Origin of the sequence: Microbacterium terrae, assembly GCF_017831975.1 — a bacterium.
Classification (GTDB): domain Bacteria; phylum Actinomycetota; class Actinomycetes; order Actinomycetales; family Microbacteriaceae; genus Microbacterium; species Microbacterium terrae.
This window is the reverse complement of record NZ_JAFDSS010000001.1, coordinates 3,805,126-3,817,361: the sequence shown is the minus strand read 5'-3', so window position 1 is coordinate 3,817,361 and position 12,236 is coordinate 3,805,126. Positions and strand designations below refer to the sequence as shown.

Genomic DNA, 12,236 nt, shown 5'->3' with positions numbered 1-12,236 from the left:
CACGCGAGGCCGGCGGAAGTGGATAATTCACGGATGGGCACACCCACAGACGTGCAGGGCACCGCTGTCGAAGAGAGCAGCCGCACCACCGAGATCAGGAACATCGCCGCGCAGCTGTTCGAGCAGTCGGGATTCTCGGCCACGACGATGAGCGACATCGCGACGGCCGTCGGCATCCTGCCGGGGAGCCTCTATCACCACTTCACATCGAAAGAGGAGATCGCGCTCGAGATCCTCGCGGAGTTCGAGCACGATCGAGCCGATCTCATCCAGACTCTGACCGGGCTGCTCGACGACGTCGACCGCGACCCCCGGGATCGGCTGGTCGACGTCTCTGCCACCGTGATCGCGTTCTCACTACGGCATCGAGCGGCGATGCGCCTTTTCGCCTACGACGCCCCGAGCGTATCGACGGAGCGGCTGCGCGCCGCCGTCGGCACCAGTGCACCGTCGCTGGAGCGCGTTTGGAAGCGGGCCGTCGACCGCCTGATCCCCAGCCCGGACGCGAGTCTGGACACCGAACGGCTGGCGCTCGCCCTCCACTTCCTCAGCATCAATGCCGCGATCAACACGCCGGAAGCTGACGATCCGGAGGCACTCGCGCGGCTACAGATTTCGATGCTGCTCGACGGATTCCTGGCGGCGGCCCCGACGGACGAAGAGCTCGACGCTTCCGACGCGATGCGTGCGGCGCTCGAGGGGATCGCGTCGTGGGGAAAGTCCTCGCCGGCGAAGGACCCCACGAGCCGCGAGCACATCGTCAACGCAGCGCGAGCGGAGTTCGCACGCCGGGGATACGACGCCACGACCGTGCGGGACATCGCGAACGCAGCCGGTGTGCGCATGGGCACTCTCTACCGCCGCGTCGGATCGAAGGAGGAGATCCTCACCGAGATCGTCGAGACCTATAAGGACCACATCGAGCGGGCCTACGAGGCCATCCGAGCGGCGGAAGACTCGGACATCGCCACCCTCGACGCACTCGCTCTGATCTTCGTCGAAGCCAAGCACCGCTTCCAGCTCGAATCCGAGATCGTCAAGGTCGGCTGGTCGTCGAGCCGCGTGAGCATTCCGGCCGTCCAGGCCTTCCAGGAGAGCACCTCGACTCGACTCCACTACGTGGAGAGCGTCCTCGCGCACGGCCGGGAGTCCGGAGACATTCGCGACCTCGGTCTCCCCTCCGATGTGGGTCCGCAGTTCCGATTCATCCTCTGGGTGCCGTATCCGTATCGGACGAAGGCCGATCGGCGGCGAACCCTGCGCTTCCTCAGAAACTCCGTGCTCCGCGGCCTCCTCCAGCCTCGCTGAATCAGTCCGTCAGCACGATCTGCACCTCGGCGTTGAGCGCGGCCTCCAGCGCCGTGTGCAGGCGACTCTCGGGAACACGCCTCATCTCGGCGCGCGGCACAGTCACTGTGACGACGTCGCTGCCTTCGATGACGGCCCTACGCACATCCCCCACGAGGTCGAAGCGTGCCAGCACCGAGCGGGCGTCGTCGTCGGTTCCCCGACTCACGAAAGTGGTGACTCCCAGTGCGGCTGGCGCATCGAAGACCTGCTGGCAGAACGAGACCGCATCATCATCGGACCACTCGAAGTCCTCGTCGTCTCGTAGGAGCGCGATCTCGATGCTGTCGGCGTCGGAGGGGCGCGTCGAATGCTCGAGAAGGGTGAACCCCTGCGCGCGAAGGCGCGCGACGCCGCCCGCCAAACGCTTGGGATCGGGCGTCGCGTCCACGATGACTCTGACCACTGCAGTAGGCATTGCATGAGCCTAATCGGATCCATCCGTAGAGCAAATAGTTGATTCGGGTTAGAATCTGACCGCGCGATGTCCAACGGGTCGTCGCCCCGGGATCGGCAAGGGAGCTGACATGGACCACGCCTCGACAGGCCTTCTCATCGTGACGACCACGCCTGCTCCAGGGGTCTCCGAGCCCGACTTCCATCGCTGGTACGACGAGGTCCACGTGCCGGAGCTTCGGCAACGAGTTCCGGGGATCGAAAGTGTCGAGCGCTACCGCGGGAGCGACGCCGAGCATCCAACGCGCTTCGTCGCCGTGTACCGGATCAGCCGCCCCGCGAACGATGTTCTCGCCGACATGCGCACACCCGGAGTGCCGGGCGCCGCCGCGTTCGTCGACGTAGCAGCCCATCCGCCCGTGATCGCGGGCTTCGACGCGATCGGCTGAAGGTGATCATGCGCAACAAGGTGGAGTTCGACGAGCCGCGCTGTGTGTCATCCGGGTTGTGCGTGATGGCCGCGCCCGACGTGTTCGATCAGCGGGACGACGACGGCGTGGCGATCGTGCTGATCGAGGAGCCCGGCGATGACCTCATCGACGACGTGCGCGAAGCGGTGACGATCTGCCCAGCGGCTGCACTCAGGCTGGTGCGGGAGTGAATCACATCGTCGTGGTCGGCGCGGCCGCGGCCGGACTCGCGGCGGCAGAAGAGCTCAGGCGTCAGGGATTCACCGGAGCGCTGACGGTGATCGGCGATGAGCCCCATGCACCGTACGACCGCCCGCCCCTGTCGAAGCAACTCCTCAAAGACGCAGGCTACGACGCCCGGCTGAGCCTCCGCAGCGACGACGATCTGGGTGGGCTCGGAGGGAAATTCCTTCTCAGTCGACGCGCGGAGCGTCTCCGACTTGAAGACCGTGAGTTGGATCTCGACCGCGGCGAGACGATCGCGTTCGATGGAATGGTGATCGCGACCGGGCTCCGCCCGCGCCCGGTGGCGGCGGCATCCACTCAACATGTACTTCGCACGATTGACGACGCGCGAGCACTGCGGGCGGCACTGCGCCCCGATGCCCGGGTCGTGGTGATCGGAGCGGGACTGCTCGGAACCGAGATCGCCTCATCGGCCGCGCTCCTGGGATGCCGAGTCACGCTGCTCGACCACGGTCCTGCACCCCTGACCACCGTCCTCGGACCGCGGATCGGCGCATACATCACCGGCCTCCATCGCGCGCAGGGCGTGCGCATCCTCTCCAACTCCACCGTTCTCAGCGCCGACGCCGGTGAGGTGTCCCTGTCCAGCGGAGAGATCGTCGAGGCCGATGTGGTCGTCGCGTGCATCGGGTCCGAACCCGCTACGGAATGGCTCGCCGACAGCGGGCTGACGCTCGGAGACGGGGTCGTATGCGACGCGACGTGCGTGGCCGCGCAGAACGTCACCGCCGCCGGCGATGTCGCCCGCTGGTTCAACCCCGCCTACGGGGTGTCCATGCGCATCGAGCACCGTACCAACGCGACGCTTCAGGGCGCGCACGCCGCGCGCACACTCCTGGCGGAGCTAGAGGGGCGGCGCGGCGAGCCCTTCTTCTCGGTGCCGTACTCGTGGTCCGATCAGTTCGGCGTCAAGATCCAGACGCACGGCTACCTGCGTGGGTACGACGAGGCCGAGATCGTCTCAGGAAGCGTGTCGGAAGGAAGCTTCGTCACCGCGTATCGATCGCTCGGACGCATCCTCGGCGTCGTGGGGATCAACACACCTCCCAGAGAGTTGCGCGTGTGGCAACGCGAGGTGGCAGAGTCAGCCACCCGGTACGCCGCCGCTCAGTTCGCCTGAGCACAGCGCGGCCGACGCGGAGTCATCCGCGCCGGCCGCCCTCAACTCGTCCTGGTCAAGTCGTGGGCTGTCCGGCGGGCTCGCGCACGCCCTCGCCACCGCCCTCGGTGGCGGCCGCGCGCTTGCCCGAGACCAGGAGCGGCGAGACGACGTCACCCTTCCGGGGACGCAGCACGGTTGCGGCCAGCAGGAGGAGTACCGCAGCGGTCACCGCGGCGCAGGTGAGCCAGATCGTGAAGCCGGTCTCCTGGTAGACGATGCCACCGGTCGACGAGGGCATCGCATAGGGCGCCAGGATCGCGAACATCAACACGGGTGCGACGGCGCCGAAGCCGGTCTGGCACAGCTGCACCGTTCCTGCGACGGAGCCCTGGTTGTCCGCCGGAGTCGCCTGAATGACGACATTGGGGAGCGACGCGTTCACCATGCCGCCACCGGTTCCGATGAGCAGCGCGCCGATCGTGAGGAAGTACTGCGTGTCGTTGAAGAAGATGAGCCAGAGCGTCGCCGCGAGCCAGAAGCTCATGCCGAGCACCATGAACATCCGCGGAGATCGTCCGCGCGCGACCAGGATGCCGAGGAGAATGCCGACTGCGGCGGCGGCGATCGCGCGTGGGGTTTCTACGGCGGCATACTCGACGGTCGTGAGACCCAGGCCATACGTGCCGCCGTCCTCTGCGCTGGTGAGCGCGAGAAGCGGCATGAGCTGGCCGATCGTGGCCGATAGCGCGTAGCCGACCGCCCCGAACAGGACGACGAAGATCACCGGTCGACGACGGAACAGGGAGCCGTCGATGATGGGCTCGGCCACCCGTCGGGTGTGGAGGAGGAACCACGTGAAGAACGCGATGCCTCCGATGAGGGATGCGAGGGACACGAGCGAAACCCACCCCAGCTGTCGCCCGAGACTGACGTAGAGCAGGATTCCGACGACGCCGAGCGCAAGGAGCACACCACCCAGGATGTCGGGCCGGGCCTTCCGGCGGAGCGATGACTCAGGCACGACGACGGCGATGAGCAGGAGCAGACCCAGCGTCCAGACGGCGTCGAAACCGAACATTCCTCGCCATCCGAAAGCCGCGATGAGGATGCCCACCAGAAGCGGCGTGACGATGCCGAAGATCCCCATCCCCGTAACCGTGATGCTGGCGGCGAAGGCTGCCGGCTTCGGCGGGAAGATATCACGGATCAGGGAGTAGGTCAGCGAGAGCGTCGCGAGGATCACACCCTGCATCGTGCGACCGATCAGCAGCACGCCGAAACTCGGCGCCAGTACGGCGACGATGATGCCGAGGCCCGAGATGCCCATCGTGATCAGCAGCATCCGCTTCTTGCCGTAGAGGTCGGCGCACTTACCAAGGATCGGCGCCGCGACGGCACCGGCAAGGTAGTACGTCGACAGGAGCCAGCCACCCTGATCGGTGGGGAACTCCTCGAGGATACTCGGCAGGGCGATTGAGATCATGATGGCACCGAGCGCCACCGCCTCCAACACGCATGCCAGCAGGATGGTCGTCACGACCATCCGTGGGGTCCACCCCTGAGAGGTGGTGGGTGAACTATGTGTAGTCATACTCGAGTCCTTCGACGGTGAGGGAGCCGGTGCTCCGCGACGTTGCGGTTCGGGCGCTGCGTCCGTTGGTAACGTGCAACAGCAGTGCATCAAATGTTTGCTCCGGATCGTATAGCCGCATGGTCGTCACCGCAAGAGTTCGGCCGAGGATGGTTTGCACGCGAGCGGCGCCGCGCATCGGGGCTTCCTCAACGCTGGGTGGGCAGAGAACGCGCTCCGCGTTGCCGCCCAGTCGCGGCGCAAGTCACCTACACAACGCTCCGCGGGACGTTGTGGACGACCGCGAGCGCAACCCCGCAAGCCCCGCCGACGAGGAGTGAGCGAGCGGACACTTCGACCACAGGGGCGCGACGACGACCCACACTACGAGTGGGATGAAGTCGAGCAGCGCATTCACGGCGCTGTCCCGCGCGAGTCCCGCGCGCTGCCCGCGGGGCAACGGCGACGGCGACGGCTGCGCCTGGGCACGCCGGTCAGCGAGGTAGCCGAGCATCTCGGCGACGAGGCTCACACCGTCCTCGCCGTCTATGCACACATCCTGGGCGAGGACCAGCGGCGCGACCACGCCGAGAGACTGGCCCGCGCGGAGGAGCGAAAGTCGGCGGGGGACCCCTGGGGGACCCCTGACCCTGATTTGGGGCCGTCTACGGGCAATATGATCTTCTGACCCAAATGCGAAAACCCCCGGATTACCGGGGGTTTTTGGCGGAGACGGAGGGATTTGAACCCTCGGTCCCCGTGAGGGGACTCCACCTTAGCAGGGTGGTGCACTAGGCCTGACTATGCGACGTCTCCAGGCATCCGTCGACGAATCGGCAGATGACCTCAGCAATCATAACCTGCCGGCACACGCAGACCGAACCACATCCCGAGCCGAAGCCCGGCAGAGCCGGGAACGCCACCGACCCGGCGCTCAGCCTTGGGGAACTGTGCAGGTGACGTCGTCGGCGGTCTGGCCGGCGATGTCGGACGGCAGCTCGACACGATCCTCGGCCTCGGCCGTGGCGGAAGCCGAGGGCGAGGGGGTCGCGCCAGAACCCGAACCCGCATCACCAGCCGACCCGGACTCACTCGGGGTGGCGCTCGGCGTGGCCACCGGCTTCTCGGCCTGGCCGGTGATCTCGACGCCGTAGCCCTGGCTCGCCTCGCCGGTGAGCGTGAGCGGCTCGTTCGCCTGCACTGCCGCGAAGAGTGCATCGGCGGCCTCGGTGACCGGCCACACCTGCTCGGTGGTGCCGACCGTGACGTACTGCGTCGGGTACTGCACGAACACGAAGTCCTCGTACGCGACATCCTTCACGGCCAAGGCGATCTGCACCATGAGCGTCGGGTTGGTGAGACCCGAGCTCAGCACGAGCTGGCCCTGCTGCACCTGGCTGATCGCGGTCGTGGCGAGGGTGAGGAGCCGGGTCGGATCGCCGAGCACCGAGTCGGACTGCAGCTTGCGCACCAGCGAGCCCATGAACTGCTGCTGGTTCGAGATGCGGCCGAGGTCGGAGCCGTCGCCGATGCCGTGACGGATGCGCAGGAACTGGAGCGCCTCGACGCCGACGAGCGTGTGCTGCCCGGCGGTGAGGGTGAGGTTCGTGTGCGGGTCGCTGATGTCGCCCGCGATGCAGACGTCGACGCCGCCGATGGCATCGGACATGTTGATCACGCCGGTCCAGCGGATGGCGGCCGCGAAGTCGATCTTGTCGCCGATGAGCGACTCGACGGCGAGCGCGGTGCAGGCCAGTCCGCCGTAGGTGTACGACTCGTTGATCTTCTGGGCGCTCATCGCGGAGTAGCTGCCGCCGGCGCCGTCGGGGCAGGCCGGGATGGGCACGATCATGTCGCGCGGGAACGACACGACGGTCACGCGCCGCGGCTCGTCGGAGATGTGCACGAGCATCGTCACGTCGTTGCGCTCGCCCGGCGAGTCGTTGTTGGCGCAGCGGGGGAAGAGCTTGACGTCCTGACCCTCGCACGTGTCGGTGCCGACCATGAGCAGGTTGACGCCGCCCTCGATCGCGCCGAGCGACGGTGGGAGCTCCTCGTCGGGGTTCAGCACGACGGCTTGATCCTTGACCGTGGATGCCGCATCCCAGAGCGAATACGCGGCCACGCCGGTCGCGCTCACCGCGCAGACGCCGACGACGACCAGCACCAGTGCGAGAAGACGGAGCAGCGGATGCCGCTCGTCGCTCTGCGCGTGACGCGCGACGGTGACCCGGCCGGCTGCGCCGGCCGCACTCCGTCGCGCCATCAGTCGGAACCGCGGAGGTTGCCGTTGGAGCAGGTCGACTGGGCCGCGGTGGACCCGGTGATGGAACTGGGCAGCTCGATCGTCTCCTCGGTCGGCGCGGCGGTCGCCTCGCCCGTGGCTTCGGGGGTGGGGGTCGCGGTCGCCTCGGTGTCGCCGGCATCCGCTTCGGTGTCATCGCCTGCGACGACCCCGCCGTTGGAGCCTATCTCGCCGCTGAGCTCGACCGGTTCGTTCGCTGCGAGCGCCGACCACAGCTCGTCGGCCGCGGCCTCGTCGGGAACGACCTTGTTCGCATCCCACGGGTCTTCGGCGACCGGGTACTGGGCGAACACGATCTCGTCGAACGGCACGTTCTTCACGGCGAGCGCGATCTGCACGAGGGTGAGCGGGTTGGTCAGCGACTGGCTGGGGGTGACGTTGTCGACCGCTGTCGTGGCGAGCCGGTACAGCGTCGCGGGATCGGCGAGCACCTCGTCGCTGATGAGCTTGCGTGCGAGACGCGACATGTACTGCTGTTGGTTCGCGATGCGGCCGAGGTCGGAACCGTCGCCGACGCCGTGGCGCGTGCGCAGGAACTGCAGCGCATCCATCCCCGAGATCTCACGGTTGCCGGCCGGCCAGTCGATGCCCGTGTACGGGTCCTTGATGCCCGAGGCCAGGCACACCTCGACGCCGCCGATCGCGTCGGTGATCTCGATCACACCGCCCCAGGTCACCTTCGCCGCGAACGGGATGTTCATGCCGCTCAGCTGCGAGATCGTCTTGACCACGCAGTTGAGGCCGCCGACGGTGAACGCGGTGTTGAGCGGCTGGTAGTCCATCGCCGCGCTGGTCGAGCCGTCTTCGCGGGTGCACTCGGGGATCGACACCATGAGGTCGCGCGGGAACGACACGACCGTCACGCGCCGCGGCTCATCCGAGATGTGCACGAGCATGTTCACGTCGTTGAGCTCACCGCCCGCGTCGGCGCCGGTGCACCGGTCGCCGAACAGATCGGCGTACTCGGGCTCACAGGCATCCGTCCCCGCGAGGAAGAGATTCACGCCGCCCTCGATCGCGCCGATGTCGGGCGGAACCGCGTCTTGCCCCTCGAGCGCGATCGCGTCTTCGGTGAGCCCGGAGGTGAGGTCGTACGCGGCATACGCCGCGACGCCGGCGCCCGACACCATGACCACGGCGAGCACGACGCCGATCACCTTGAGGATCAGCGAGACCGGATGCGGCGACGACAGCTCGCCGTGGCGCGCCACCGTGCGGCGGCCACGTGTGGCGGGCTTGTGTGCGCTCACTCGCATCCTCTCGGGGTTCTTCCGGTTCTGGAGTCTCCTCGACGTGATGCTGTCGCGGAGGGTGTGGGATTCGAACCCACGGGACATTGCTGCCCACTGGTTTTCAAGACCAGGTCCATCGGCCGCTCGGACAACCCTCCCGATCGGATGCCGCGCGAGGTGGCATCCGTCGATCAGGCGTCGAGTCTAGCCGACGGCTCCGCAGAAGATTCTTCCAGCGGCATCTGTGGATGCCCTGGATACGCGAAGTGCGAGCCGTCAGAGGCTGCGGAGCACCGCGGCGACGCCGCCCTCGTGGACGGATGCCGTCACCTCGGTCGCGGCATCCCGCACTTCCTGCGGGCCCTGCTTCATCGCGACGGCACGTCCGCCGTTCTGCCGGGCCCACGCGAACATTCCGAGGTCGTTGCGGCCGTCGCCGATCACGAGCACGTGCGCGGGGTCGATGCCGAGCTCGGTGCGCACCCGCTCGAGGCCGGTGCTCTTGTCGACGCCCAGCGGGGCGATGTCGAGCCACGCGGTCCAGCCGACCGCGTATGAGACCTGGTGCAGGCCGATGCGCGAGACGAGCTCGACGAAGTCGCCCTCGCCCTTCTCGGGCGCGACGACGACCACGCGGCAGACCGGCGCCTTCGCGAGTTCCTCGAACGGCACGCGGTCGGCGCGGGTGAGGTTCCAGTCGTCGAGGTGCTCGGTGAACAGGCGGTGCCCGTCGGGGAGCTCGACGAGGTAGCGCGCGTCGGGAAGGTGCTCCTTGAGCAGCGTCAGCACCTCGGCGGGGTCGAACGTCTCGACGTGCCACCGCTCGTACGACAGGTCGGTCGCGTCGATGCGCTTGAGCACGACGGCGCCGTTCGAGCAGACGACGAACTCGGGGGCGATCTGCAGGGCGCGGAGGATCTCGTGCGTGCCCTCCCAGCTGCGGCCGGTGGCGATCATCACCTCGTGGCCGGTGCGGTGGGCGTGCTCCACGGCTTCGACGACGCCGGGGCTCAGCGACTCGTCTTCGAGCAGCACGGTGCCGTCGATGTCGAGCACGATCAGCAGGCGCTCGACGACCGCCGGCGCCTCCTCGGTGTCGCGCGCGACCTGCTCGACGAGCTTCGCGGCCTTCGCAGGCTTCACGACCTTGATGGAGCCCGTCGGCGGCAGGTGCGCTTCGCTCACGCGATCGGCTCCATGACCTCGAGGCCGCCGAGGTAGGGGCGCAGCACCTCGGGCACGACCACCGAGCCGTCGGCGCGCTGGTGCGTCTCGAGGAGCGCGACGATCCAGCGGGTGGTCGCGAGGGTGCCGTTGAGGGTGGCGACGTGCTGCGTCTTGCCGCCCTGGTCGGCGGGGAGCCGGTGGCGGATGTCGAGGCGGCGGGCCTGGTAGGTGGTGCAGTTCGAGGTCGAGGTGAGCTCGCGGTACGCGCCCTGCGTGGGCACCCAGGCCTCGACGTCGTACTTGCGGGCGGCGCTCGAGCCGAGGTCGCCGGCGGCGACGTCGATCACGCGGTAGCTGAGACCGAGATCCTGGAGCATCGCCTCCTGCAGCGCCACCAGCCGCAGGTGCTCGGCCTCGGCATCCTCCGCGGTCGTGTAGACGAACATCTCGAGCTTGTTGAACTGGTGCACGCGGATGATGCCGCGGGTGTCCTTGCCGTACGACCCCGCCTCGCGGCGGTAGCAGGTCGACCAGCCGGCGTAGCGCTTCGCGCCCTTCCCGAGGTCGAGGATCTCGTCCATGTGGTAGCCGGCGAGGGGCACCTCGCTGGTGCCGACGAGGTACAGGTCGTCTTCTTCGAGGTGGTAGACCTCGGCTGCGTGCTGACCGAGGAACCCGGTGCCCCGCATCACCTCGGGGCGAACGAGCGTCGGCGGGATGAGCGGGATGAACCCGGCCTGCAGCGCGCGGTCGAGAGCGAGGCTCATGAGGGCGAGCTCGAGTCGCGCGCCGATGCCCTTGAGGAAGTAGAAGCGGCTTCCCGAGACCTTGGTGCCGCGCTCCATGTCGATCGCGTCGAGGATCTCGCCGAGCGCGAGGTGGTCGCGCGGCTCGAAGTCGAAGGTGGGCGTCTCGCCGTGCGTGCGGAGGGTGACGAAATCGTCCTCCCCGCCGGCGGGCACGCCGTCGATCACGACGTTCTCGATCTTCGACAGGGCGACGGATGCCGCCTCCTCGGCCGCGGTGACCGCGTGCTGGGCGGCCTTGACCTGCTCGCTCAACTGCTTGGCCTCGGCGACGAGCGCGGCCTTCTCGTCTTTGGGCGCCTGGGCCACCCGCTTGCCGTGCGCGTTCTGGGCTGCGCGCAGCTCTTCGAACGCAGTGATGGCGGCGCGGCGGGCACGGTCTGCGTCGAGGGCGGCGTCGACGGTGTCGGGCGACTCCCCTCGCGCCACCTGGGAGCGCTTGAGAAGCTCAGGTTCATCGCGGAGGAGCACGGGATCGATCACCCTGCAAGCTTAGTCGCGGCTTCGGGCGCAGCATCCGGAACCGTTCGCCCGGGGCGCCGGGGTTCACCGCCTGCGGCTATCGTGTGACCATGACAGACGAAGCCACGGCCTCCAAGCGGGCTGCGCTCGTCTACAACCCGATCAAGGCCGACGGCCCGAAGCTGCGCGCCACGGTCGAGCAGGCCGCCGCGGCTGCCGGGTGGGGCGCTCCGCACTTCTACGAGACGACCCCCGAAGACCTCGGCGACGGCGTGACCCGCGAAGCCCTCGAGGCGGGCGCAGACATCGTGCTCGTCGCCGGCGGCGACGGCACCGTGCGGGCGGTCTCCGAGGCGATGAGCGGATCGGGCGTGCCCCTGTCGATCGTGCCGAGCGGCACCGGCAACCTGCTCGCCCGCAACCTCAGGCTCCCCCTCACCTCGCCCGACGCGATGGTGACCGCGGCGTTCACCGGCGACACCGTGCCGATGGACATCGGCTGGTCGACGCTCGCGCGCGCCGACGGCACGAGCGAGGACCGCGCGTTCGTGGTGATGGGCGGCATCGGCCTGGATGCCGCGATGATCGCCAACACGAACCCGCAGCTGAAGAAGCAGGTCGGCTGGGTGGCGTACGTCGACGGCGCGGCGCGGTCGCTCCCCGGCGCAAAGCCCTTCCGCGTCATGTACGAGCTGCCCGGGCACCGCCTGCACTCGGCCAAGGTGCAGAGCGTGCTGTTCGCCAACTGCGGCAAGCTCCCCGCCGGGCTCGACCTCATCCCCGAGGCATCCATCGTCGACGGCGCCCTCGACATCGTGATCTTCCAGCCCAAGGGACCGCTCGGGTGGATCTTCATCTGGCGCCGCGTCGCGTGGGACAACTCGGTGCTGCGCCGCTTCCGCGCCGGCCGCCGCGCCCTGTCGCTGCGTACCAAGGACAACGCGATCCGCTACTCGCGCGGTGCCGGCATCGAGATCGCCACGAACGAGGCGCAGCCGGTGCAGCTCGACGGCGACGAGTTCGGCGAGGCCGTGCGGGTCACGACCCGCGTCGAGGCGGGTGCGCTGATCATCGCGGTGCCGAAGGGGCACGACCTGTCGGGGCTGTGACCGGCACGGCGGTGCGGGGCAGGA

General features: G+C 68.3%; 11 protein-coding genes and 2 tRNA genes. 5 read left to right on the top strand and 8 right to left on the bottom strand.

The features are described from left to right. Positions 1–33: 33 nt before the first annotated feature. Positions 34–1,308 (top strand): TetR/AcrR family transcriptional regulator, encoded by a 1,275-nt coding sequence (locus JOD63_RS17270; protein WP_045274598.1) that lies wholly within the window; start codon positions 34–36, stop codon positions 1,306–1,308. A gap of 1 nt (position 1,309) precedes the next feature. Here JOD63_RS17270 and JOD63_RS17265 read toward each other — a convergent pair whose 3' ends face one another. Next, positions 1,310–1,738 (bottom strand): hypothetical protein, encoded by a 429-nt coding sequence (locus tag JOD63_RS17265; RefSeq protein WP_157003930.1) that lies wholly within the window; start codon positions 1,736–1,738, stop codon positions 1,310–1,312. Positions 1,739–1,874: 136 nt separating this feature from the next. Between JOD63_RS17265 and JOD63_RS17260 the strand changes: the two genes are divergently transcribed. From JOD63_RS17260 to JOD63_RS17250, 3 genes are read left to right on the top strand one after another with little or no spacing between them, the layout of a single operon-like run. Beyond that, entirely contained in the window at positions 1,875–2,192 is a 318-nt protein-coding gene (locus JOD63_RS17260; protein ID WP_045274600.1) for a hypothetical protein, read from the top strand. An 8-nt stretch (positions 2,193–2,200) separates the two neighbouring features. Continuing rightward, on the top strand, positions 2,201–2,404 hold the full coding sequence (locus JOD63_RS17255) for a ferredoxin (protein ID WP_045274629.1): 204 nt from the start codon (positions 2,201–2,203) through the stop codon (positions 2,402–2,404). Then, on the top strand, positions 2,401–3,579 hold the full coding sequence (locus JOD63_RS17250) for an NAD(P)/FAD-dependent oxidoreductase (protein WP_045274601.1): 1,179 nt from the start codon (positions 2,401–2,403) through the stop codon (positions 3,577–3,579). Before JOD63_RS17255 ends, JOD63_RS17250 begins: the two co-directional genes overlap by 4 nt. 55 nt (positions 3,580–3,634) lie before the next feature. On the opposite strand, the gene JOD63_RS17245 is transcribed toward JOD63_RS17250, so the two are convergent. From JOD63_RS17245 to serS, 7 genes are all read right to left on the bottom strand, one after another. Continuing rightward, positions 3,635–5,098: an MFS transporter gene (locus JOD63_RS17245; RefSeq protein WP_045274602.1), complete on the bottom strand. Its 1,464-nt coding sequence runs from the start codon at positions 5,096–5,098 to the stop codon at positions 3,635–3,637. 757 nt (positions 5,099–5,855) lie between these two features. Next, positions 5,856–5,947, bottom strand: a tRNA-Ser gene (locus tag JOD63_RS17240). Positions 5,948–6,065: 118 nt separating this feature from the next. Beyond that, positions 6,066–7,397 (bottom strand): LCP family protein, encoded by a 1,332-nt coding sequence (locus JOD63_RS17235; RefSeq protein WP_045274604.1) that lies wholly within the window; start codon positions 7,395–7,397, stop codon positions 6,066–6,068. Continuing rightward, on the bottom strand, positions 7,397–8,692 hold the full coding sequence (locus JOD63_RS17230; RefSeq protein ID WP_045274630.1) for an LCP family protein: 1,296 nt from the start codon (positions 8,690–8,692) through the stop codon (positions 7,397–7,399). The genes JOD63_RS17235 and JOD63_RS17230 overlap by 1 nt, the downstream gene beginning before the upstream one ends. 49 nt (positions 8,693–8,741) lie before the next feature. Continuing rightward, a tRNA-Ser gene (locus JOD63_RS17225) sits at positions 8,742–8,826 on the bottom strand. Positions 8,827–8,944: 118 nt separating this feature from the next. Beyond that, positions 8,945–9,853 (bottom strand): HAD family hydrolase, encoded by a 909-nt coding sequence (locus JOD63_RS17220; RefSeq protein ID WP_045274605.1) that lies wholly within the window; start codon positions 9,851–9,853, stop codon positions 8,945–8,947. After that, the gene (serS, locus tag JOD63_RS17215) at positions 9,850–11,124 is read right to left on the bottom strand and encodes a serine--tRNA ligase (RefSeq protein WP_045274606.1); all 1,275 of its coding nucleotides are present in this window, start codon (positions 11,122–11,124) and stop codon (positions 9,850–9,852) included. Before serS ends, JOD63_RS17220 begins: the two co-directional genes overlap by 4 nt. An 89-nt stretch (positions 11,125–11,213) precedes the next feature. Between serS and JOD63_RS17210 the strand changes: the two genes are divergently transcribed. Continuing rightward, positions 11,214–12,212 carry a diacylglycerol/lipid kinase family protein gene (locus JOD63_RS17210; RefSeq protein ID WP_045274631.1) on the top strand — a complete coding sequence of 333 codons (999 nt, stop codon included), beginning with the start codon at positions 11,214–11,216 and terminating at the stop codon, positions 12,210–12,212. The last annotated feature ends 24 nt before the right edge of the window (positions 12,213–12,236 follow it).

Coding starts and splice junctions, on each gene's coding strand:
- JOD63_RS17230 (WP_045274630.1), bottom strand. CDS start 8,692: ATGCGAGTGAGCGCACACAAGCCCGCCACACGTGGCCGCCGCACGGTG.
- JOD63_RS17270 (WP_045274598.1), top strand. CDS start 34: ATGGGCACACCCACAGACGTGCAGGGCACCGCTGTCGAAGAGAGCAGC.
- JOD63_RS17235 (WP_045274604.1), bottom strand. CDS start 7,397: ATGGCGCGACGGAGTGCGGCCGGCGCAGCCGGCCGGGTCACCGTCGCG.
- JOD63_RS17255 (WP_045274629.1), top strand. CDS start 2,201: ATGCGCAACAAGGTGGAGTTCGACGAGCCGCGCTGTGTGTCATCCGGG.
- JOD63_RS17210 (WP_045274631.1), top strand. CDS start 11,214: ATGACAGACGAAGCCACGGCCTCCAAGCGGGCTGCGCTCGTCTACAAC.
- JOD63_RS17260 (WP_045274600.1), top strand. CDS start 1,875: ATGGACCACGCCTCGACAGGCCTTCTCATCGTGACGACCACGCCTGCT.